Genomic DNA, 22,905 nt, shown 5'->3' on the forward strand with positions numbered 1-22,905 from the left:
TCGCGGCGGAGACTAGGGCCGCAGCGGTCAGGGTTCAAGGGAGCGCCTTGCCACAAAGGCAACAAGCGGTGTCGGCGCTCCCCGCCGTGCGGCGGATCAGAACAGGAAGTCTTCGCCCTCCAGCGACGACATCCGGGTATCGTCGATCCGCAGGCTGTGGCTGCCCAGTGTCAGCACCACGTCATCGCCCTGCTGCACCATCCGGGCGCGGATGTCCGAGAAATCGTCCAGCGCAGTAAAGCTGCGCAGGTTGATCTGGTCATCGCCGCTTTCAAAATCGGTGATGCGGTCGCGGCCAGCGGTGAACACGAAAGTATCTGCGCCTTCGCCGCCCGACATGAGATCATTGCCCGACCCGCCGTTCAGCGTATCATTGCCCTCGCCGCCGATCAGGCGGTCTGTGCCATCCTCGCCCAGCATCAGGTCGTCGCCCTCGCCGCCCAGCACCGTATCATTGCCGGTGCCTGCGGTAATGCGGTCATTGCCGGACCCGGCATCAAGGGAATCGGCCCCGGTGCCGCCGCCCAGCGTGTCATTGCCTTCGCCCGCGCGGATCGTGTCATTGCCCGCACCGCCATAGAGCGCGTCATTGCCGCTTTCATCGGTCAGCAGGTCATCACCCGCGTCGCCCCACAGCCGGTCCTCGCCCTTGCCGCCGATCACCGTATCACGGCCATCGCCGCCATACAGCCGGTCCTCGTCATCATTGCCTTCGACACGATCATTGCCGCCATAACCATAGATCGTGTCCGCGCCATCTAGCCCGCGCAGAATATCGTCCTGAGCCGTGCCAGTCAGACGGTTTGCCGAATCGTTGCCGTTTTTGCGTACCATTGGGTCACTCTCCTGTGCCGATCTCCACCCCTGCATGGGGGTGTCACAGGAAGAACGCGCCCGGCTCCGGTTTTATTCCGTCTGATCCGGATTTCTTTTCGAGGCCCGCTGCCCGCCCTCGCCCAGCTTGTAGGCAATCTGGCGCAGCATGCCGTGAAAGGTGCGCACTTCGGCCTGTGTCAGCGGCAGCCGCGACCACATATTGCGCAGCGACACCTTCATGCCGGGGGCCTTGGCCTCGGGGTAGAAAAAGCCCGCGAGGTCCAACCGCTCTTCAAAATGTTCGGCCAGTTTTTCGATCTCGTGCAGCCCGGCAAATTCGGTGCGGGCAAAGCTCTGCACTTCGGGCGGCACCTCGTTTTTCTGGCGCTGCCATTCATAGCCCATCAGCAACACACATTGCGCAAGGTTGAGCGAGGCAAACTCAGGGTTCACCGGCACGGTGACGATGGCATTTGCCAGCACCACATCCTCGTTCTCCAGCCCTGCGCGTTCGGGGCCAAACAGGATGCCCACCTTCTTGCCTTCGGCGGCAAGGGCGCGGGTCATCTCCATCGCGCGTTCGGGGGTGACGATGGGTTTGGTCAGCTCGCGCCCGCGGGCGGTGGTGGCAAAGACGAAATCGCAATCGGCAATCGCCCGCGCCACATCGGGAAACAGGCCCGCATTGTCCAGCACCCGGCCCGCGCCGCTGGCCATCGCCGCCGCTTTCGGGTTGGGCCAGCCATCGCGCGGGGCCACGATGCGCATCCGGGTCAGCCCGAAATTCAGCATCGCCCGCGCCGCGCCGCCGATATTCTCGCCCATCTGCGGGCGGACAAGGATCATGGCGGGTTCGATCATGCTGGCTTCCGTCTGGCGTTTCGGTCGCGGCCTGATACGCTGTCGGGGCCAAGGAAACAAGGTTGGCGCATATCTGCGGTTTCCGCCCCGCCGAAAGTAGCCAAAGCCCGGAAAACCCGGTAAAGGGCAGCAAAACCGTTGTCAGGAAACAGCATGTCCGAAGCCGAGCGCCCGCAGATCTATCTTGTCACCCCGCCGGAATTTGATCTGGAGGTCTTTCCGCAACGGCTTGCCGCCGTGCTGGACAGCACCGAGGTTGCCTGCGTGCGTCTGGCGCTGGCCAGCCGCGACGAAGACCGCGTGGCCCGCGCCGCCGATGCGCTGCGCGATGTGGCCCATGCCCGCGACGTGGCGCTGGTGATCGAAAAGCATGTGCTGCTGGTCGAACGGCTGGGGCTGGACGGTGTGCATCTGACCGATGGCGCGCGCGGCCTACGCAATCTGCGCAAGGATCTGGGCGAAGAGGCGATCATCGGTGCCTTCTGCGGCGTCACCCGGCATGAAGGTATCGCCGCAGCGGAATCGGGGGCCGACTACGTCGCCTTTGGTCCGGTCGGTGCCACGCCGCTGGGCGACGGTAGCGTGGCCGACACCGATCTGTTCCAGTGGTGGTCGGAAATGATCGAGGTGCCGGTGGTGGCCGAAGGCGCCGTTTCGGTGGAACTGGTCGAAAAGCTGGGGCCTTTCACCGATTTCTTCGGCATCGGCGAAGAAATCTGGGGCAGCGACGATCCGGCCAAGGCGCTGGCGGTGCTGCTGGCCCCGCTGGGCTGATCTGCCTGATTTTTAGGCATACAGCCGCCATCCGCACAGCCCGCAGGCAGATTTCCCCGCATAATCTGCCAATTCCTGCGTCTCGCACAGAGGTTTTCCCTTGCGTGACGCGGGCGGCTACGGTCTGCCGATAACAGGCAACCTACAACTTCGGGGACACCATGGCGATTTATGCAAGCATCCACCACCTGACGCATTACCGCTATGACAGGCCGGTGGTGCTGGGCCCGCAGATCATCCGCCTGCGCCCCGCGCCGCAATCGCGGACCAAGGTGATTTCGCACAGCCTCAAGGTCTCGCCGGGCGGGCATTTCGTGAACCACCAGCAGGATCCCTATGGCAACTGGCTGGCGCGCTTCGTCTTTCCCGAACCCGTGACCGAATTCAAGATCGAGGTCGATCTGGTGGCCGACATGTCGGTCTACAACCCGTTCGACTTTTTCGTGGAAGACAGCGCCGAAACCTTCCCGTTCGAATATCCCGCCGATCTTGCCGAAGATCTGGTGATCTACCGCACGCCGGAACCGGCAGGGCCGATGCTGGCGGCATTTCTCGCCACCATTCCGCGCACACCGATGCGCAGCATTGATTTCCTTGTCGGGCTGAATGCGCGCATCGCGGGCGACATCAATTATACCATCCGCATGGAACCGGGGGTGCAGACCCCCGAAGAAACGCTGGACAAGGGCTTTGCATCCTGCCGCGATTCAAGCTGGCTGCTGGTGCAGGCGCTGCGCCATCTAGGCATCGCGGCGCGGTTCGTCTCGGGCTATCTGATCCAACTGAAACCCGATGTGAAGGCACTTGACGGTCCCTCGGGCACCGAGGTTGATTTTACCGATCTGCACGCCTGGGTCGAAGCCTATCTGCCCGGCGCGGGCTGGATCGGGCTGGATCCGACCTCGGGCCTGCTGACCGGCGAAAGCCATATCCCGCTGGCCGCAACCCCCCATTACCGCAATGCCGCACCGATTTCGGGCCTGGCCAGCTTTGCCGAGGTGGAGTTCGGCTTTGACATGAAGGTGAGGCGCGTGTCGGAACACCCGCGCATCACCAAGCCCTTCAGCGACGAGGCCTGGGACAATCTGAACGCCGTGGGCCGCAAGGTGGATGCGGCGCTGGCCGAAGGCGATGTGCGGCTGACCATGGGCGGCGAGCCGACCTTCGTGTCGATCGACGATTTCGAGGCCGAGGAATGGAACACCGGGGCGGTTGGCCCGATGAAGCGCGATCTGGCGGATCAGCTGATCCGGCGCATCCGCACCCGTTTTGCCCCCGGCGGCTTCCTGCATTACGGGCAGGGCAAATGGTATCCGGGCGAGACGCTGCCGCGCTGGACGTTCTCGCTTTACTGGCGGCGCGACGGGCTGCCGGTGTGGAAGAACCCCGAACTGGTGGCGCAGGAAGCGCAGGATTACAAGGTCACCGCCGAGGATGCCGGGCGGTTCATGGAAACCTTTGCCACCCGGCTGGGCATCCCTGCCGAGATGGCCCGCCCCGCCTTTGAAGATCCGGCAGAATGGATCCTGCGCGAGGCACAACTGCCCGCCAATGTCAGCCCGGAAAACAGCAAGCTGAAGGATGCTGAAGAACGCGCGCGTCTGGCGCGGGTGTTCAGCCGGGGGCTGGATCAGCCTGCGGGCTATGTGCTGCCGATCCAGCGCTGGCAAACCAAGGCCGAGGCCCCGCGCTGGCTTTCTGAACTCTGGGCACCCCGGCGCGGCCATATCTACCTTGTGCCGGGCGACAGCCCGGTCGGCTTCCGGCTGCCACTGGCCGCGCTGCCGCATGTGCCGCCCTCGCAATATCCCTATACCTATACCACCGACCCCTCGGTGGCGCTGCCGCCGCTGCCCGATTACCACACGCCTGCCGAACTGGCCCGACGCCGCGCCACGCAGGCCGAGATCGACCGCTTTGCGCAGGAAGAGGCCGAACGCGCTGCGATGACACCGGGCGTATCGCCCGGCCATACCCAGAAAGTGACCGTGCCCGAGGCAGAAACGCCGCGCCAGAAGATCAATCCGCAGGGCGGTGTCGATCCGGCGGGCGGCCATGTGCGCACGGCAATCGCGATGGAGCCGCGCGACGGCAGGCTCTGCCTGTTCATGCCGCCGGTCGAGGCGCTGGAAGATTACCTCGATCTGCTGGCCACCGCCGAGGATACCGCCGCCGAACTGGGTCTGCCGATCCATATCGAAGGCTATGCCCCGCCGCATGACCCGCGCCTGAACGTGATCCGCGTCGCCCCCGATCCGGGTGTAATCGAGGTGAACATCCATCCGGCCCATAGCTGGGAGGATTGCGTCGCCACCACCGAGGCCATCTATGAAGAGGCGCGGCTGTGCCGTCTTGGCGCGGATAAATTCATGATCGACGGCCGCCATACCGGCACCGGCGGCGGCAATCATGTGGTGGTCGGTGGCGCGACGATGGAAGACAGCCCCTTCCTGCGCCGCCCCGATCTGCTCAAATCGCTGATCCTGATCTGGCAGCGCCACCCCTCGCTCAGCTATCTGTTCTCGGGCCTGTTCATCGGCCCGACCAGCCAGGCACCGCGCATCGACGAGGCCCGGCATGACACGCTGTATGAGCTGGAAATCGCTTTGGCGCAGATCGGCGATCCGCAGCGCGGCGGGCCGCTGCCGCCGCCTTGGCTCTTGGACCGGCTGCTGCGCAACATGCTCACCGATGTCACCGGCAACACCCACCGGGCCGAGATCTGCATCGACAAGCTGTTTTCGCCCGATGGCCCGACCGGGCGACTGGGTCTGGTGGAGTTCCGTGGCTTCGAGATGCCGCCGCATCCGCGCATGAACCTTGCCCAGCAACTGCTGATCCGCGCCATCATCGCGCGCTGCTGGCAGGCCCCGGTGCAGGGCAAGCCGGTGCGCTGGGGCACGGTGCTGCATGACCGCTTCATGCTGCCGCATTTCCTGTGGCAGGACTTCCTGTCGCTGCTGGATGATCTGGGGCAGCACGGCTTCAAGCTCGACCCGGTGTGGTATGAGGCCCAGGCCGAATTCCGCTTTCCGTTCTGTGGCCAGATCGACGTGCAGGGCGTGCATCTGGAATTGCGTCAGGCGCTGGAGCCGTGGCATGTTCTGGGGGAAACCGGCGCCATTGGCGGCACCGTGCGGTATACCGACAGTTCGGTCGAGCGTTTGCAGGTGAAGATGACGAGTCTGGCGCAGGATCGCTATCGGGTGATGTGCAACCAGCGGCCGGTGCCCATGGCACGCAGCGGCACCTCCGGCGCATCGGTGGGGGCGGTGCGGTTCAAGGCCTGGCAGCCCGCCAATGCGCTGCACCCGGTCTTGCCGGTCAATGCGCCGCTGACCTTCGACATCTATGATGACTGGACCGGGCGGGCCATCGGCGGCTGTGTCTATCATGTCGCCCATCCCGGCGGGCGCAACTACGACACCTTCCCGATCAATGGCAACGAGGCCGAGGCCCGCCGTCTGTCGCGGTTCGAGGCGCATGGCCATACCGCCGGGGCCTATACCCCGGCCACCGAAGTGCCGCATCCCGAATTCCCGATGACGCTGGATCTGCGTCGGGCTCCGGGGCTGTGACCGATGAGCGTCGCGGCGGCCAGTGCCTCTCTGCCTGCCCTGCTGGCGCGATATGCGCCACAACCGGGCGTGGCCGACGAACTGTTCGACCGCGACGGGCGGATGCGCCCGGTCTGGGTGCCGTTCATCACCCAGCTTGCAGCGCTGTCACCCGATGAGGTGGCGGCGCGCTTTGCCCGGGGCAATCAGTATCTGCGCGATGCGGGCGTCTATTTCCGCCAATATTCCCGTGGCCCGACGCAGGAACGCGACTGGCCGCTGAGCCATGTGCCGGTGCTGATGGCCGAAGCGGAATGGGATGGCATCTGTGGCGGCCTTGCGCAACGGGCCGATCTGCTGGAACGGGTGATGGCCGATCTTTATGGCCCGGCCACACTGGTGCGCGACGGGCATCTGCCCGCCAGCCTTGTGGCGCGCAATCCGCAATGGCTGCGCCCGCTGGTCGGGGTGCAGCCACGCTCGGGCCATTTTCTGCACCATATCGCCTTCGAGATCGGGCGCTCGCCCGATGGATCGTGGTTCGTGCTGGGCGACCGGACGCAGGCGCCCTCCGGCTCCGGCTTCGCGCTGGAAAACCGCATGGCGACGACGCGCATCTTTTCCGACCCGTTCCCCCGCGCCAATGTGCGGCGGCTGGCCGGGTTCTTCCGCGCCTTCCGCGAGGCAATGGTGGGCCTGTCGGGCGAAAGCGGACGGCGCATGGCGATGCTGACGCCCGGCCCTAACAACGACACCTATTACGAACATACCTATATCGCGCGTTATCTGGGGCTGACCCTGCTGGAGGGCGAAGACCTGATCTTGCGCGATGGCGAGGCGATGGTGCGCACCGTGCGCGGGCTGGAGCCGCTGGGCCTGCTGTGGCGGCGGATCGACAGCGAATTTGCCGATCCGCTGGAGCTGAACGAAGGGTCGCAGATCGGCACGCCCGGCCTGATCGAAGCCTTGCGCGGCGGTTCGCTGACCCTGATCAACGCGCTTGGCACCGGCGTGCTGGAAGCCCGCGCCATGATGGCCTTCCTGCCGAAAATCGCGCAGGTCTTGTTGGGCGAGCCGCTGAAGATGCCCAATATCGCAACCTGGTGGTGCGGGCAGCAGGCAGAACGCGCCTATGTCGAGGCGAATGCCGCCCGCATGATGATTGGCCGGGCGCTGGACTATGATCTGCCCTTTGCCATGGGCGCGGAGACCGCGATGGGGCATACCACCCCTGCGGCCCCGGATCATGCGGCCTTGGTCGGGCAAGAGGCGGTCACACTCTCTACCACCCCGGTCTGGCACGAAGGGCATCTGGTGCCGCGCCCGATGACGGTGCGGGTGTTCGCGGCCCGCACCGAAAGCGGCTGGACCTTCATGCCCGGCGGCTATGCCCGGATCGGCCTCAGCCCTGATGTGACGGCCCTTGCCATGCAGGCGGGCGGCTCGGTTGCCGATGTCTGGGTGGTGGCCGCCAAGCCGGTGCCGCAGGATTCGCTGGTGATGCAGGGCAGTTTTGAACGCGCGCCGCCCGGCATTCTGCCATCGCGCGCCGCCGACAACCTCTATTGGCTGGGGCGTTATGTAGAGCGGACCGAAGGCGCGATCCGGCTGCTGCGCGCCTATCACCTGCGGCTGGCCGAAACCGACGATGCGCAGGATCCGCGCCTGATCGAACTTGCGGGCTTTCTGGCCGGGCTGGGCATGCCGCTGGAAGACCGCGCCGTGCCCGATGCGCTGATGGGGCTGATCTGGGCCGCGCAAGGGTCGGCGGCCAAGGTGCGCGACCGCTTTTCACCGGATGGCTGGGGCGCGCTGGCCGATATGGCAAAGTCGGCGCAGAAACTGTCTGACAAGGTGGCGGCGGGCGCGGATGCCGCCCATGCCATGAGCATCCTGCTGCGCAAGATCAGCGGATTTTCCGGGCTTGTGCATGAAAACATGTATCATTTCGCAGGCTGGCGCTTCCTGAGCCTTGGCCGCGCCCAGGAACGCGCCGATGGGCTGCTGCTGATGCTGGCAACCTTTGCCGATGCCGATGCCGCCCCCGGTGCGCTGGATATTGCCATCGAGGTGGGCGACAGCGTGATGACGCATCAGCGGCGCTATCGCTTTGGTCCCAGCCGCGACACCGTGCTGGATCTGCTGGTGCTGGATGAAAACAATCCGCGCGCGGTGCTGTATCAGATCGCCGCGATGCGCGACCATCTGGACAAGCTGCCCCAGGCGGGCCGGGGTGGGCGGCTGACCCCACTGGAACGGGCGCTGCTGACGCTGGACACCGAATTGCGCGTGGCCGGGCCGTCGGATCTGGGCACCGATCAGATCGCGGCGCTGCGGCTGCGGCTGGGCGAGGTGTTCGATCTGCTGACCGCCACCTATCTGCGGTAAGGGGGGACCGATGCTGTATGACATCCGCCTGACCATCGACTACAGCTATCAGAGCGCGTCGGATCATGTGCGCAACAGCCTGCGCCTGCTGCCCTCTGACGGGCCGAACCAGCGCATCCTGTCGCGCCTGCTGACCATCACCCCCGCCCCGGACGAGCGGCGCGATGGCGTGGATTTCTTCGGCAATGCCACCACGGCGATTGCCTGGCATGACCCGATCGACACGATCAGCCTGCATCTGCGCGCCCGCGCCGAGCGGCAGAGCGCCGAGGCACCGGATGTCTCGCCGCCGCGCGCGGCCTTGGCCGAGGAACTGGCGCAGGTGCAGGATATCGGCCCGGCCTCGCCGCTGCATTTCCTTGGCCCCTCGCCGCGCATCGCGCCGGATGCCGCGATCAGCGGCTTTGCGGTGGCCGCGGTGGCGCAGGCCCAGACAACCCGCGCCACGGTCGAGGTGCTGGGGCAGGCGCTGTTCAAGGCGATGGTCTATGACGCCGAGGCCACCGATGTGAACACCCCACCCGCCGAGGCTTTTGCCGAACGGCATGGCGTGTGCCAGGATTTTGCGCAGGTGATGATTGCCGGGCTGCGGCATCTGGGCGTGCCTGCGGGCTATGTGTCGGGCTTTCTGCGCACCTATCCGCCCGAAGGCCAGCCCCGGCTGGAAGGCGTGGATGCGATGCACGCCTGGGTGACGGCCTGGTGCGGCGCGGCGCAGGGCTGGTGCGAATATGATCCGACCAATGGCCAGTTTGCCGGAACCGATTACATCAGCGTGGCCTATGGTCGCGACTATGGCGATGTGGCCCCGGTCAAGGGCGCGATCCGCACGGCGGGCGGGCAGGACAGCACCCAAAGCGTCGATGTGATCCCGCTGACATGACAAGGCCCGCATCCGGGGGATGCGGGCCACAGGTTGCCCTGTAGGGATCAGGGCCGCCCGGCGCAGTTGCCCTTAGAACGGGCTGTCGGGGAAGTAGAACCGCTCGGCGTTTTCAGGCGTGATCAGCGTGGAGCCGATGATGAAGCGCCCATAGACCGGCGTATCCGACACAAAGCGCAGCGCCGTCATTTCGATGGCCGAAGAGATCAGCGCCGGCGGATAGGTGACGTTGGCCGGCAGCTGCGGATCCTTGTCCATGATGCGTTTGATGATTTCCTTCATCCCCGCACCGCCGACGACCCACATTTCCTTTTCGCGGCCCGACTGGGCGATGGCTTCCAGCACACCCACAGCCATATCGTCATCCGCCGCCCAGACCGCATCAATCTGCGGGTATTTCGACAGGTAATCCTGCATCACGGTAAAGGCGTCGTCGCGGTTCCAGTTGCCGTGCTGCTTGTCGAGGATTTCCACGCCCGAGCCTTCCAGCGCCGCCTCGAACGCCTCGACCCGCTCATTGTCGAGCGTGGTGGGGATGCCGCGCAGCACGACGATCTTGGCCCCGCTTTTCAGATTGCCCTTGAAGAATTCACCGGCAACGCGGCCAAAGGCGGTGTTGTCGCCCGCGACATACAGATCTTCGATGCCTTCCTGGGCCAGCCCGCGGTCCACCACCGTGACCCATTTGCCCGCATCCTTCACCGCCTTGACCGGGCTGGTCAGCGGTTCGGATTCGAACGGCAGCACCACCAGCCCGTCGATGTTGCGGGTGGCCAGCATATCCTCGATGTCATCGACCTGCTTGCCCGGCTCCCCCGCCGTGGCCAGCACGAAATCGAGCTGCGGATAGGCCGCTTCCAGACGGTCGATGGTCTGTTGCGCGTGCCAGTTCAGCCCGCCCATGAAACCATGCGTGGCCGAGGGGATCGACACGCCGATCACATAGGTCTTGTCCTGTGCCATGGCAGCGGTGCCAAGGCTGGCGGCCATGGCAAGGGCTGCGGTTGCGCCAAAGAAATGCCTGCGTTTCATCTGTAGTTCCTCCCTGAAAACCGCCGGACGGCGGGACTTTTACCGCCCGTCGGCGGATGATTTCTCGCGCTGCAACACAACGGCGAGGACGATGATGACCCCTTGGATGGCGCCATTCAGATAGGGCGACACCAGGTCGGCTAGATTGAGGATATTGTCGATGAGGCTGAGGATGATCACGCCGACCACCGTCCCCCAGACCCGGCCATAGCCACCCTTCAGCGCGGTGCCGCCGATGATCACGGCGGCAATCGCCTCCAGCTCCCACAGGGTGCCGGTGGACCCCGAGGCCGAGCCGAGGCGGGGCACATACATGATGGTGGCAAGGCCAACCAGCAGCCCGAGCGCCACATAGGTGTAAAGCTGCATCCGTTCGACCTTGACCGCCGAATAGCGCGCCACCTTGTCGTTCGAGCCGATCGCCTCGCAATAGCGGCCAAAACGGGTGTGCCGCATGGCCAACTCGCCCAGCACCGCCACCAGCGCAAACACAAGGATCGGCCAGGCGATGCCGAACAAGCCGCTGTAATAGACCGGGCGATACAGCTCGCGCGCCTCGAAGTTGAGGCTGAGCGTTCCGCCATCGGCCAGCCAGGTCACGAGCGAGCGGAAGATCCCCATGGTGCCCAGCGTCACGATGAACGGCTCGATCCGCGCGCGGGTGATCAGCAGGCCATTGCCCAGCCCGGCCAGCAGGCCGCAGACCAGCGCCACCACCATGCCCGCCAGGATCAGCGGCACGCCGATGCCCATCAGCGGGATCAGCGCGTTCATCGCCATGATCATCATGCCCGCGATGAAGGCCGCCATCGACCCGACCGACAGATCCAGCCCGCCCGAGGTGATGACGAAGGTCATGCCCACCGCGATCATGCCGATGAAGGCCGACCGCGCCAGCACATTGGTGATATTGCCCGAGGACAGGAAATTGTCGTTCAGAAAGGCCCCCAGCACCACCAGCACGATCAGCGCGGCCAAGGGCCCAAGGGTGGAAAGCGAAAGTTTGCGCGTCTGCGCAGTGGGCATTGCGGTGTCAGACATGAGCCGGGGCCTCTTCACTGGTGCCCATCACAAGGCGGACAATGGCGGTTTCGGAAATGGCGGCACCGTCAAGGATGCCTGCGACGCGGCCCTGCCGCATGACCAGCACCCGGTCCGACAGGCCCAGCACTTCGGGCATGTCGGACGAGATCACGATGACGCTGCGCCCTTCGCGGGCAAGCCGGTCGATAAAGGCGTAGATCTGGCTTTTGGTGCCGATGTCGATGCCGCGGGTCGGCTCGTCGATGATCACCACCTCTGGGTCGGGCAACATGGTCTTGGCCAGCAGCAGCTTTTGCTGATTGCCGCCCGACAGGTTGCCCACTGCCAGATCGCGCTTGGGCGCGCGGATGTCAAAGGCGCGGATCGCGGTATCCAGCGCCGCCTCTTCCGCCGCGCGGGAAATGAGGGGGCTGCCAAAGCGCGGCAGCGTCGACAGGGTAAGGTTTTCGCGCAGCGTCTTGTCGAGCAGCAGGCCGCGTTCCTTGCGGTCTTCGGTCAGATAGGCCAGCCCATGCCGCGCCGCCTCGGAGACCGAGCCGATATGCAGCACCTGCCCGTTGCGCCGCAGCGTGCCCTGATGCGCGCGCAGCCCCACCAGCCCTTCGGCAAGTTCGGTGCGCCCTGAACCGACAAGGCCGGAAATGCCCAGCACCTCGCCCTTGCGCAGGGCAAAGCTGACATCCTGCACCACCGTGCCTACGCTGAACCCCTGCACTTCCAGCGCGATGTCGCCGAACTGGTGGCGGCGGACCGGAAAGATGTCGGACAGATCGCGCCCGACCATCGCCGTGGCCATGCCATCCTCGGACAGCTCGCCGCGCAGCGCCTGCCGCACCACCGCGCCATCGCGCAGCACCGTGATCCGGTCGGCCAGATGGCTGACCTCATCCAGCCGGTGCGAGGTATAAAGCAGGGCCACGCCCGCCGCGCGCAACCGCTCGATCTGGCGGAACAGGATCTGCACCTCGCGATGCGTCAGCACCGCCGAAGGTTCATCCATGATCAGCACCCGCGCATTGCGCGACAGGGCCTTGGCCAGTTCCACCATCTGCCGGTCGGAAACCGGCAGATCCCGGATCCGCGCATCCGGGCTGATCCGGCTTTCCAGCGTATCCAGAAGCTCTTGCGTGCCTTGCCGCATCGCTTTGTGATCCAGAAACAGCCCACCCAATTCGCGGCCCAGCCAGATGTTTTCCGACACGGTCAGATCGGCGGCCAGATTGAATTCCTGATGGATCACCACCACGCCCGCCGCCTCGGCCTCCGCCCCTGACCGGAACGGGGCGGCGCGCCCCTCCAGCAGCACCGCACCCGAGGTGGGGGCCAGAAAACCGCCGAGGATCTTCATGATGGTGGATTTGCCCGCACCATTCTCGCCGATCAGGGCATGAACCTCGCCCGGGTACAGCGCGAAGTCGATGCCATGCAGAATCTCGATCGGACCAAAGCTTTTCCGAATGTCGGACAGCGCCAGAACCGGGGTCATAGCGTCACCCAGGCGGCATTGCGGCGCGCGGATTGCACGCAGGCCTCGACAAAGCGCATCCCAGCCAGACCATCGGCCAGCGTGGGAAAATGCACCCCGGCAGGCAGCGCCTGCCCGGCCTGATGCGCGCGGATGGCCTGTGCCGCCTCGCTGTAAATGGTGGCGAAAGCCTCCAGATAACCTTCAGGGTGGCCTGCGGGCACCCGGCTGACGCGGTTGTTTTCCGGCAACGCGCCCGCACCGTTGCGGGTCAGCAACTGGCGCGGCTGGCCAAACGGGGTGAACCACAGCCGGTTCGGATCCTCCTGCCCCCAGTCCAGCCCGCCCTTGTCGCCATAGATGCGCAGCCGCAGCCCGTTTTCATTGCCCGGCGCCACCTGACTGGCCCAGAGCGTGCCTTTGGCCCCATCCGCATAGCGCAGCATCACATGGGCATTGTCATCCAACTGCCGCCCCGGCACGAAACTGGCCAGATCGGCGGCCAGCGCCTGCGGTTCCATGCCCGCCACAAAGGCCGCGAGGTTATAGGCATGGGTGCCGATATCCCCCAAAGCCCCGCCCGCCCCCGAACGCGCCGGGTCGGTGCGCCATTCCGCCTGTTTCGAGCCGGTGGCCTCCACCGCTTCGGTCAGCCAGTCCTGCACATATTCCACCTGCACCAGCCGGATACGGCCCAGATCGCCCCGCGCCACCATCGCACGGGCCTGCCGCACCATCGGGTAGCCGGTGTAATTATGGGTCAGGATGAACAGCGCCTTGCTTTCGGCGGCCACCCTGGCCAGCTTTTTCGCCTCGGCCATGGTGGCCGTCAGCGGCTTGTCGCAGATCACATGAATGCCACGCTTCAGAAATTCGATGGCGGGGCCTGCGTGCATATGGTTGGGCGTGACAATCGCCACCGCCTCGACCCCGTCTTTCCGCCGGGCCTCGCGCTGCGCCATGGCGCGGAAATCCGCATAGCAACGCGCCGGGTCCAGCCCCAGCTCTGCCCCCGAAGCGCGGGATTTTTCGGGGGTGGACGACAGCGCCCCCGCCACCAGCGCAAACGCGCCATCGAGACGCGCCGCAATGCGATGCACGCCGCCGATGAAGGCGCCCTGCCCGCCGCCCACCATGCCAAGGCGCAGCGGCGCGCTCATGCCTCCAGCCCCAGCAGGCGGCGATTCGCGGCGCGGTCCGCCCCAGAGGCGGCAAAATCGTCAAAGGCGCGGTCTGTCACCCGGATGATATGGTCTTTCACAAAAGCAGCCCCCTCGCGTGCGCCATCTTCGGGATGTTTCAGGCAACATTCCCACTCGACCACGGCCCAGCCGGCGAAATCCATCGCCGCCAGTTTGGAAAACACCGCAGCAAAATCCACCTGCCCGTCGCCAAGGCTGCGGAAGCGCCCGGCCCGGTTCAGCCAGCTTTGATAACCGCCGTAAACGCCCTTGCGCCCGGTCGGATTGAATTCGGCATCCTTGGCGTGGAACATGCGGATGCGGCTGGCGTAAATATCGAGATTGTCGAGGTAATCCAGCGCCTGAAGCACATAATGCGACGGGTCATAGAGCATGCAGGCCCGGGCATGGTTGCCAACGCGGTCCAGAAACATCTCGTAGCTGTCGCCATCATGCAGGTCTTCGCCCGGGTGGATCTCATAGCAGATGTCCACGCCACAGGCTTCGGCATGATCGAGGATCGGGCGCCAGCGGCGCGCCAGTTCGTCAAATGCCTCTTCGATCAGACCGGCGGGGCGCTGCGGCCAAGGATACACAAAGGGCCAGGCCAGTGCGCCGGAAAAGCTCGCCATCGCCGTCAGGCCCAGATGGCTGGACACGGTGAGGGATTTCTTCACCTGATCCACCGCCCAAAGCTGCCGCTCTGCGGGTTTGCCACGCAGCGCCTCGGGGGCGAAACCATCGAACATCGCATCATAGGCGGGATGCACCGCCACCAGTTGCCCTTGAAGATGGGTCGACAATTCGGTGATAGCCACGCCATTCGCCAAGGCCTGCCCGGCCCAGTCTTCGCAATAGCCCTTCGAGGCCGCCGCCGCGTCCAGATCAATCAGCCGCGCATCCAGCGTGGGCACCTGCACACCCTGATAGCCGCAATCCGCAGCCCAGCGCGTGATCTCTGCCCATGTGTTGAACGGCGCAGCCTCACCTGCGAATTGCGCAAGGAAAAGGCCGGGGCCCTTGATCGTTCGCATGAAGCTCCTCCCAAAGCCACCGACAGCTTACACTGAAATCGGTTGCAGCAACGATAAAACCAGAATGTAATCGGTTTCAAGATGATTCTTACCCTGTTTTGGCAATTGAGTGGCCACAGGAGGCAGCGTAAGAGAGGACATGAAGCAGGACAGGCCGAAAATCAGCGATGTGGCGCGGCTCGCGGGGGTATCCACCGCGACGGTCAGCCGTGTGATCAGCAACCCCGGACTGGTGAGCGAGGACACCCGCGCCACAGTGCAAGAGGCGATCCGGGCCAGCGGCTATCGCCTCAATCAAGCCGCGCGCAATCTGCGCCACCGGCGGACCGGCGGTATCGTCGCGCTGGTGCCGAACCTTGCCAACCCGTTCTTTTCGCAGATCCTGTCCGGCATCGCCTCGGTGCTTGGGCCGGCAGGCTACAATCTGCTGGTCGCCGATACCCGCAGCGCCGGGGCCGACATGCTGCTGGACTATGCCGAACCCAGCCGCGCCGACGGGCTGATCGTGCTGGATGGCACGCTGCCTGCGGCGGCGCTGGCCGGTCGGGTGCCGGTGGTGCTGGCCTGCGAATGGGTGCCGGGCCTGTCTGCGCCGCGTGTCAAGATCGACAACCGCGCGGCAGCGGCCATGGCGGTCAACCATCTGGCCGATCTGGGGCATCGGCGCATTGGCCATGTGACGGGGCCACAGGGCAATGTGCTGTCGGATGCGCGCCAGTCCGGCACCGCCGAGGCGCTGGCCGCACGGGGCCTGACGCTGGCACCGGATGCGGTCTATCCGGGGGATTTCAGTCTGGATTCGGGCCAGCGCGCGGCGGCGCAATGGCTAGCGCAGCCTGTCGAGCAGCGGCCGACAGCGGTGTTTCTGGCCTCGGATGAAATGGCCTGCGGGTTTATCGGCGAAGTGCAGCGCCACGGCCTGCATGTGCCGCAGGATGTTTCGGTGATCGGCTTTGATGATATCGAGTTGATCGCCCATATCTCACCGCCGCTGACCACGATCCGCCAGCCGCGCGCCGCGATTGGGCGCCTTGCGGCAGAGCGGCTGCTGGCGCAGCTGAATGGCCAGGTGGAGCCGGACGACACGATCCTGCCGGTGGAGTTGGTGCTGCGGGCCAGCACCGCCGCGCTACTGCTGTGAAAAAGGGGGCCGAAGCCCCCTTTCCCGCCTGTCAATGCACCACGGCTTCGGTCGGTTTCGCCCGACGCGAGGCGCTGATGCGATCTCCAATGATCAGGCCTTCGGCCCCGGCGCTGATGGTGACCATGGCCCCGTCCATCACATCGCCGCTCAGGATCATCTCGGCCAGCGGATCCTGCAGATGGCGCTGGATCACCCGTTTCAGCGGACGCGCGCCGAACACCGGATCATAGCCTTCATCTGCAAGCCAGGCTTTCGCCTCGTCATCCAGAACCAGCGTGATCTTGCGGGCCGCCAGACGTTTCTCCAGCCGTTTCAGCTGGATCTCGACAATCGCGCCCATATCGCTGCGGTTCAGCCGGTCAAAGATGATCTGCTCGTCCAGCCGGTTGAGGAATTCGGGGCGGAAATGCGCCCGCACCGCCTCTTCGACCTGCCGCCGCGCCCCCGCCCCGTCTGCGCCTTCGGGCAGCTCGCTCAGCGCGCGCGCGCCAAGGTTGGAGGTCAGGATGATCAGCGTCTGCTTGAAGTCCACGGTGCGGCCCTGACCATCGGTCAGCACGCCGTCATCCAGCACCTGCAACAGCACGTTGAACACATCCGGGTGGGCCTTTTCCACCTCGTCGAACAGCACGACCTGATAGGGACGACGCCGGACCGCTTCGGTCAGCACCCCGCCCTCGTCATACCCGACATAGCCGGGCGGCGCGCCGATCAGGCGGCTGACGGAATGTTTTTCCATGAATTCCGACATGTCGATGCGCACCATCGCATTGTCATCATCAAACAGATATTCCGCCACGGCCTTGGTCAGTTCGGTCTTGCCCACGCCCGTCGGGCCAAGGAACAGGAAACTGCCCAGAGGCCGCCCCTCGTCGTTCAGACCCGCCCGGGCGCGGCGCACGGCATTGGCCACGGCCACCAGCGCCGGGCGCTGGCCGATCACGCGTTTGCCAAGCTCTTCTTCCATGCGCAGCAGCTTTTCGCGCTCGCCCTCCAGCATCTTGCTGGTGGGGATGCCGGTCCAGCGTTCCACCACTTCGGCGATCTGTTCGGGCCGCACGGCCTCGCTCACCAATTGGTCGCCTTCGCGGGCTTCGGCATCGGCAAGCTGCTTTTCCAGCCCCGGTATGATGCCATAGCTCAGCTCACCGGCGCGGCCCAGATTGCCCTCGCGCTTGGCCTGATCCAGCTCGGCGCGGGCCCGGTCCAGCTGCTCCTTCACATCGCGCGAGGCTTCCAGCCGGTCGCGCTCCGCCTGCCATTGCGCGGTCATTTCCGACGACCGGTCCAGCAGATCGGCCAGCTCTTTTTCCAGCTTTTCAAGCCGGTCCTTGCTGGCAACGTCATCTTCCTTCTTCAGCGCCTCGGCTTCGATCTGCAATTGCAGGATCTGGCGGTCAAGCTGATCCAGCTCTTCGGGTTTGCTGTCCACCTCCATGCGCAAGCGGCTGGCGGCCTCGTCCATCAGGTCGATCGCCTTGTCGGGCAGGAAGCGGTCGGTGATGTAGCGATGCGACAGCGTGGCTGCGGCCACAAGCGCCGAGTCGCTGATCCGCACGCCGTGGTGCAGTTCGTATTTTTCCTTGATGCCGCGCAGAATGGAGATCGTGTCTTCCACCGTCGGTTCCGACACCATCACGGGCTGGAAGCGGCGGGCAAGGGCTGCGTCCTTTTCCACATATTTGCGGTATTCATCCAGCGTGGTCGCGCCGATGCAGTGCAACTCGCCGCGCGCCAAGGCCGGTTTGATCAGGTTGGCCGCGTCCATCGCGCCATCGGATTTGCCGGCACCGACCAGCGTGTGCATCTCGTCGATGAACAGGATGATCTCGCCCGAGGCCGCCTCGATCTCTTTCAGGATGGCTTTCAGCCGCTCCTCGAATTCGCCGCGATATTTGGCCCCCGCAATCAACGCGCCCATATCCAGCGCCATCAGCTTCTTGTTGCGCAGCGATTCCGGCACATCGCCATCGACGATGCGCAGGGCAAGACCTTCCGCAATCGCCGTTTTACCGACGCCGGGTTCCCCGATCAGCACCGGGTTGTTCTTGGTGCGGCGCGACAGAACCTGCATGGCGCGGCGGATTTCTTCATCGCGGCCAATGATCGGGTCAATCTTGCCCTCGGCAGCGGCCTCGGTCAGATCGCGCGCATATTTCTTCAGCGCGTCAAAGCCCTCTTCGGCGCTGGCGCTATCGGCGGTGCGGCCCTTGCGCACCTCGTTGATGGCGGTGTTCAGCGCCTGTGCGGTCACCGCCCCGGCCACCAGCGCATCCTTGGCGCGGGTGTTCACCAAGGCGAGCGCGGTCAGCAGGCGTTCCACCGGCACAAAGCTGTCGCCCGCCTTCTTGGCCACGGTCTCGGCTTCGTCCAGCACCCGCACCAGCGAGGGGTCGATATAGGTTTGTCCGTCGGCGCCAGAGACTTTGGGCAGTTTGCCAATCGCCAGATCAATCGCCTCGATCACCCGGGCCGGTTCGCCCCCCGCCTTGCGGATCAGGTTCGAGGCCAGCCCCTGATCGTCATCCATCAGGGCTTTCAACAAATGGTCGGGCAGCACACGCTGGTGGCCTTCGCGCATCGCAATGGTTTGCGCCGCTTGCAGGAACCCGCGCGACCGCTCCGTGAATTTCTCCAAATTCATCGGGTCTTCTCCTCTCAGAAGCGCCCGCCTTCGGGATGCCCATCATGGCACATCCCCGTGGCTTGGGCCTTGATCAGAATGTGGTGTGGCTTTCGCGCCGCTGCAAGGCCGCCAGATTGTCACAGGGATGATTTTTGGCGCGGCGGCTTTCCGCCTTGGCCCGCGCCTGATCCTTTCTCCGCCGATCCGCGTGGCTGTTACCGGCGGCTTCCAGCGCAGCCCCGGCGCTGCGCTGCGGCATGGCTTGTGGCGGGCGTCAAACTCTCCAATGCTGTCCCATCATCCCTCCGACAGAAGAGAGAATTGGGCAGACATGCAGCATGTCATTCAACCGCTGATCCACAAGGCACAGGTCATGGGTCTGGCCGTCAACGTGGCGCGCACCGGGCTGTGCCTGAACGACCCCGCCGAACTGCGCATGCTGGAAGAAGGGCGCATCGGTGTGTTCGCCGTGATCCGCCGTCCGTTTCTGGGGGTGATCCCGCGCAACAGCCGCCTGTATCTGGGACATCTTGGCCCGGCGGCGGCCGGGCTTGTGGCCCCGCACATGATGCGCGAACAGCCGCTGCGCGTGCGCATCGTCGGGCTGACACCGGAACATCTGGCGGGCGAGGCTGCCGCCGAAATCCATGTGTCCGTCTGGGGTGAACTGGATCAGGTGATCCGCGCCGCGCCGCGCGACACGGCCTGATCTGCCTCAGGCCCGGGCATAGCGCATGAAGGCGAAGGCATGGCCATCGGGGGCCCAGCAGGGCACATTGATGCTGCCCTGCCCGCCGAACAGGTCAACCACCTTGCGCCGCTGCCCGCCCTGCACATCCATCAGCCACAGCGCCACCGACAGATCGCGCGGATGGCCGGTGGTGCCGGGCGGATAGGCCAGATACAGCACATGCGCGCCACAGGGGGACGGGTGCGGGAACCAGTTCACCTGCGCATCGGCAAAGACCTGCGCCGCGCCAGAGCCATCCTGCCGCATCCGCCAGATCTGCGCATGGCCGCCCAGATCGCAATTGAACCAGATGTGCTGACCACAGGCCGAATAATCCGGCCCGTCATGATGCACCTCGGCACCGTCCCGGTCGCAAAGATCGGCCGTCAGGATCTGTTCCACCCCGGTGGTCAGATCCATCCGGCAAATGCGCACGCCCCTGCCGCCCCGCGCCGCCGCATAGGTGATCTGCGTGCCCGTGGCCCCGTGCCACCAGCTTGGGCGGTCGCGGACCAGAGGCTCCGGCCCGTCCGGCCCGAGCGCATAGATCGCCGCCCCCGCCCCGGTATGATGCGTCAGCACGATGCGGCCATCCGGCAAGAAGCCGTGGTCATTGTTGCAACGGTCACAGAAGCCGGTGTCGATCGGCACAAGCTCCGGTGCCGCCAGCGGCACCCGCCACAGCCGCCCGTCGCCATTGACCATCAGCCAGCCATCGGGATGCCAGTTCGGGGCCTCGATCAGCCGGTCCGTTTGCAACACCACCCGCAGATCACCGCGCCGAAGATCGTAAATCTCCAGCGACGAGCGCCAGTTTTCCACCGCCATCGCCCGGTGTCACTCGCGGGTTTTCGGGGTCAGCAGGCGCTGCGGGCGCAGCGCCTCGGCGGCCTTGAACAACCCGAAGGTCTGGTTGACGTAGTTCACCACGCCGCCGATCTGATCCATATAGGTCTGCAATTCCGGCGTGCGCTCGGCCTCGACCATCTGCACCGGACGTTCCGGCCCATCGCCCTCGAACTGGCAATAGAACAGCGGCTCGCCGCGTTTCAGGATGATGTCCTTTTCCGGCTCGTGCCATTCAAACGCCCACATCAGCGGGCGGGGCCAGACATTGACCGGGAAGCGCCCGCCAAAGATGGTGCCGGGCAAGGGATCGCGGCGGTAGTGCATGAAGGCCGAAAGCTGCGTCACGAACACCAGCTCATCCGCGATGAAGCAATAGGGCAGCGACAGCTGAATGGTCGGGCGGTCAGGATAGCGCCATTCCGCCTCGTTCACCAAAGTCAGCGCCTCGCCCAGCTTGTTGGCGCGAATGGGCGAGGCGGCCCCGGCGCGATTGATCAGCACCGCCTTGCCCTTGTCATCGCGGCCAAAGCCGATGTGGATGTCAAAGGGGCATTTGACCATGAAATAACGGCTTTCCAGCTGGATCACACTGGGGCAGCGGCTTGCCGATTTGGCATGGGTCTTGTTGGTCTGGCGAAAGCTGACCCGTTCCGGCGGATCATACAGCACCGCGTTCTTGTCGGTGGTGCGGAACCAGCCAACGCTGATCGGGCCAGAGCGGGGACCATCTTCGGGACGGTCAATCGTGACGGTAATCTGCATTCTGGCCTCTTTCACCTGTTGCGGAATCGTTTCCGCATGGCGATGCAAAGTCAATGCGTGACTGCGGCGCAGAGCGCCTGCACCGCCGCAACCTGGGTCTGGCGCAGCCCCGGCCCGGCAAAGCCCAGACGCGCGACCGCCCCCTGCACAGGCACCGGCGCGGAGCAGGAGGCGTGCAGCTCTGTCACCCCCAGCGCCACGAAGCGCGCGGCATTGGCGGCACTGATCCCCGCGCCGGGCATGATGGAAAGACGCCCCACCGCCAGCTCCACCAGCCGCGCCAGCACTGCCAGCCCGTCTTCGGCGCGCACCGCCTGCCCCGAGCTGAGGATACGCGCAAAGCCCAATTCCACCGCCAGTTCCACCGCTTCGGCCAGATCGGGCACCAGATCCACCGCGCGGTGCAGGGTCAGGCCCATGCCCTCAGCCGCGGTGACCAGACGGTGCAAGGCGGGGCCATCCAGCCTGCCATCAGTGGCCGAGGCCCCCAGCACCACCCCCGCCAGCCCGGCCTGACGCGCCTGCGCAATATCGGCCTGCATCAGCGCCAGTTCCGCTGCCGAATACACAAAATCCCCGGCGCGCGGGCGGATCATCGCAAAGACCGGCACGCCACAGCCCGCCGCCAGTTGCATCAGCCCGGCAGAGGGGGTCAGCCCGCCCACCTCCAGCGCCGCGCACAGCTCGATCCGCCCCGCGCCACCCGCCACGGCGGCGGCAAGGCCTGCGGCACTGTCGACGCAGACTTCGATCAGCATGGCAGCGCCCCCCAGCCCGCAAGCGAAGCCCCGATCAGCCCCGGCTCGATCCGGTGTCGCGCCGGAACCACCACCGGATCCGTGCAGCGGCGCAGCACCCGCGCCCGCACCGCCGCATCCAGCCCGGCAATCAGAGGCTGTGCATTGGACAGCCCACCACCCACCGGCACGATACTGGCCCCCACGACATTCAGCACCATCGCCAGCGGCCCGGCCATGATCTCGGTCCAGACGGCCACAGTTTCCGCCGCCTTGGAGTCGCCGTCCTGCCATGCCGCGACAATGGCGATCGAGCTGGCCTGCTGCCCCGACAGATGCAGGTGCAGTTTCTCCATGCCCCGTGCCGATCCCACGGCATCCAGACAGCCGACCAGACCACAGCCGCAACGGAACCGCGGCACATCCCGCCCCAGCGGCCGGCTGTCGGCCACCGGGCCATGCCCCCATTCGCCCGCAAACCCGCCCGCGCCGGTCACGATACGCCCGTCGATCACCAGCCCGCCACCAACGCCGGTACCCAGAATGATGCCGAACACGTTGCGATGACCCTGACCCGCGCCGCTACCAGCCTCGGCCAGCGCAAAACAATCCGCGTCATTGCCGATCCAGACCGGCAGGCCCAGCCCCACCGACAGGTCAGCCGCAAGGCTGCGCCCATCCAGGCAGGGGATATTGGCGATGCGGATATGCCCGGTATCAGGGTCGACGCAGCCCGCAATCGAGATGGCCACGCCCCGCGCGCCCTGTGGCACAAACCGGGCCAGCGTCGCGGTGAAGGCCGCGAAATCGTGCAGCGGGGTCGCCGCCTCGCCCAGCCCGGCCACCATGCCCGCACTGTCCGAGACCGCCGCCCGGATCCGCGTGCCCCCAATGTCAAATACCGCCAGCATGCTGCCCCCTGCCTTTGCCCTGCTTTAACAGCGAAAAGCCGCGGCTGTGTAGCCCCCTGCCGCCCTCGCCAGCTTGACAGCGCAGCCCCCCCGCCGCAAAGGAACGCCATC

At 65.5% G+C, this 22,905-nt stretch carries 18 protein-coding genes; 6 read left to right on the forward strand and 12 right to left on the reverse strand.

Going from position 1 to position 22,905, the window contains the following annotated elements:
- Window positions 1-96 precede the first annotated feature (96 nt).
- Together KM031_RS07245 and KM031_RS07250 are read right to left on the reverse strand one after the other, a co-directional pair.
- Complete coding sequence (locus KM031_RS07245) at window positions 97-834, reverse strand: calcium-binding protein (RefSeq protein WP_215503844.1); 738 nt, start codon at window positions 832-834, stop codon at window positions 97-99.
- Between the two features lie 72 nt (window positions 835-906).
- Window positions 907-1,677 carry an RNA methyltransferase gene (locus KM031_RS07250; protein WP_215503845.1) on the reverse strand — a complete coding sequence of 257 codons (771 nt, stop codon included), beginning with the start codon at window positions 1,675-1,677 and terminating at the stop codon, window positions 907-909.
- 153 nt (window positions 1,678-1,830) lie between these two features.
- Between KM031_RS07250 and KM031_RS07255 the strand changes: the two genes are divergently transcribed.
- From KM031_RS07255 to KM031_RS07270, 4 genes are all read left to right on the forward strand, one after another.
- Window positions 1,831-2,451 (forward strand): thiamine phosphate synthase, encoded by a 621-nt coding sequence (locus tag KM031_RS07255; protein WP_215503846.1) that lies wholly within the window; start codon window positions 1,831-1,833, stop codon window positions 2,449-2,451.
- Between the two features lie 161 nt (window positions 2,452-2,612).
- Complete coding sequence (locus KM031_RS07260) at window positions 2,613-6,029, forward strand: transglutaminase family protein (protein WP_215503847.1); 3,417 nt, start codon at window positions 2,613-2,615, stop codon at window positions 6,027-6,029.
- Window positions 6,030-6,032: 3 nt separating this feature from the next.
- A complete protein-coding gene (locus tag KM031_RS07265) occupies window positions 6,033-8,396 on the forward strand; it encodes a circularly permuted type 2 ATP-grasp protein (protein ID WP_215503848.1) in 2,364 nt (787 codons plus the stop codon).
- Window positions 8,397-8,406: 10 nt separating this feature from the next.
- Window positions 8,407-9,279, forward strand: coding sequence for a transglutaminase family protein (locus KM031_RS07270; RefSeq protein WP_215503849.1), 873 nt, complete (start codon window positions 8,407-8,409; stop codon window positions 9,277-9,279).
- Between the two features lie 72 nt (window positions 9,280-9,351).
- Here KM031_RS07270 and KM031_RS07275 read toward each other — a convergent pair whose 3' ends face one another.
- From KM031_RS07275 to KM031_RS07295, 5 genes are read right to left on the reverse strand one after another with little or no spacing between them, the layout of a single operon-like run.
- Complete coding sequence (locus KM031_RS07275) at window positions 9,352-10,311, reverse strand: ABC transporter substrate-binding protein (RefSeq protein ID WP_215503850.1); 960 nt, start codon at window positions 10,309-10,311, stop codon at window positions 9,352-9,354.
- 39 nt (window positions 10,312-10,350) lie between these two features.
- Complete coding sequence (locus tag KM031_RS07280; protein WP_246566806.1) at window positions 10,351-11,352, reverse strand: ABC transporter permease; 1,002 nt, start codon at window positions 11,350-11,352, stop codon at window positions 10,351-10,353.
- A complete protein-coding gene (locus KM031_RS07285; protein ID WP_215503851.1) occupies window positions 11,345-12,841 on the reverse strand; it encodes a sugar ABC transporter ATP-binding protein in 1,497 nt (498 codons plus the stop codon). Before KM031_RS07285 ends, KM031_RS07280 begins: the two co-directional genes overlap by 8 nt.
- On the reverse strand, window positions 12,838-13,980 hold the full coding sequence (locus KM031_RS07290) for a Gfo/Idh/MocA family protein (RefSeq protein WP_246566807.1): 1,143 nt from the start codon (window positions 13,978-13,980) through the stop codon (window positions 12,838-12,840). The genes KM031_RS07285 and KM031_RS07290 overlap by 4 nt, the downstream gene beginning before the upstream one ends.
- Window positions 13,977-15,035, reverse strand: coding sequence for a sugar phosphate isomerase/epimerase family protein (locus KM031_RS07295; RefSeq protein ID WP_215503852.1), 1,059 nt, complete (start codon window positions 15,033-15,035; stop codon window positions 13,977-13,979). Before KM031_RS07295 ends, KM031_RS07290 begins: the two co-directional genes overlap by 4 nt.
- Window positions 15,036-15,174: 139 nt before the next feature.
- Here KM031_RS07295 and KM031_RS07300 point away from each other — a divergent pair, with 139 nt between their 5' ends.
- Complete coding sequence (locus tag KM031_RS07300; protein ID WP_215503853.1) at window positions 15,175-16,176, forward strand: LacI family DNA-binding transcriptional regulator; 1,002 nt, start codon at window positions 15,175-15,177, stop codon at window positions 16,174-16,176.
- A gap of 31 nt (window positions 16,177-16,207) precedes the next feature.
- Here KM031_RS07300 and clpB read toward each other — a convergent pair whose 3' ends face one another.
- Window positions 16,208-18,823, reverse strand: coding sequence for an ATP-dependent chaperone ClpB (gene clpB / locus KM031_RS07305; protein ID WP_215503854.1), 2,616 nt, complete (start codon window positions 18,821-18,823; stop codon window positions 16,208-16,210).
- Between the two features lie 313 nt (window positions 18,824-19,136).
- On the opposite strand from clpB, the gene KM031_RS07310 reads away from it, so the two are divergent.
- Window positions 19,137-19,514 carry a hypothetical protein gene (locus tag KM031_RS07310; RefSeq protein WP_215503855.1) on the forward strand — a complete coding sequence of 126 codons (378 nt, stop codon included), beginning with the start codon at window positions 19,137-19,139 and terminating at the stop codon, window positions 19,512-19,514.
- Window positions 19,515-19,520: 6 nt separating this feature from the next.
- Here KM031_RS07310 and KM031_RS07315 read toward each other — a convergent pair whose 3' ends face one another.
- The 4 genes from KM031_RS07315 to KM031_RS07330 are packed head-to-tail and all read right to left on the reverse strand — an operon-like array spanning window position 19,521 to window position 22,794.
- Complete coding sequence (locus KM031_RS07315; protein ID WP_246566808.1) at window positions 19,521-20,363, reverse strand: TolB family protein; 843 nt, start codon at window positions 20,361-20,363, stop codon at window positions 19,521-19,523.
- Window positions 20,364-20,372: 9 nt separating this feature from the next.
- Entirely contained in the window at window positions 20,373-21,146 is a 774-nt protein-coding gene (locus KM031_RS07320) for a hypothetical protein (RefSeq protein WP_215503856.1), read from the reverse strand.
- A 50-nt stretch (window positions 21,147-21,196) separates the two neighbouring features.
- A complete protein-coding gene (locus KM031_RS07325) occupies window positions 21,197-21,904 on the reverse strand; it encodes a copper homeostasis protein CutC (RefSeq protein WP_215503857.1) in 708 nt (235 codons plus the stop codon).
- Window positions 21,898-22,794, reverse strand: a complete 897-nt coding sequence (locus tag KM031_RS07330) for an ROK family protein (protein WP_215503858.1) — start codon at window positions 22,792-22,794, stop codon at window positions 21,898-21,900. The genes KM031_RS07325 and KM031_RS07330 overlap by 7 nt, the downstream gene beginning before the upstream one ends.
- Window positions 22,795-22,905: the final 111 nt, after the last annotated feature.

Origin of the sequence: Gemmobacter fulvus, from assembly GCF_018798885.1 — a bacterium.
GTDB lineage: Bacteria > Pseudomonadota > Alphaproteobacteria > Rhodobacterales > Rhodobacteraceae > Gemmobacter > Gemmobacter fulvus.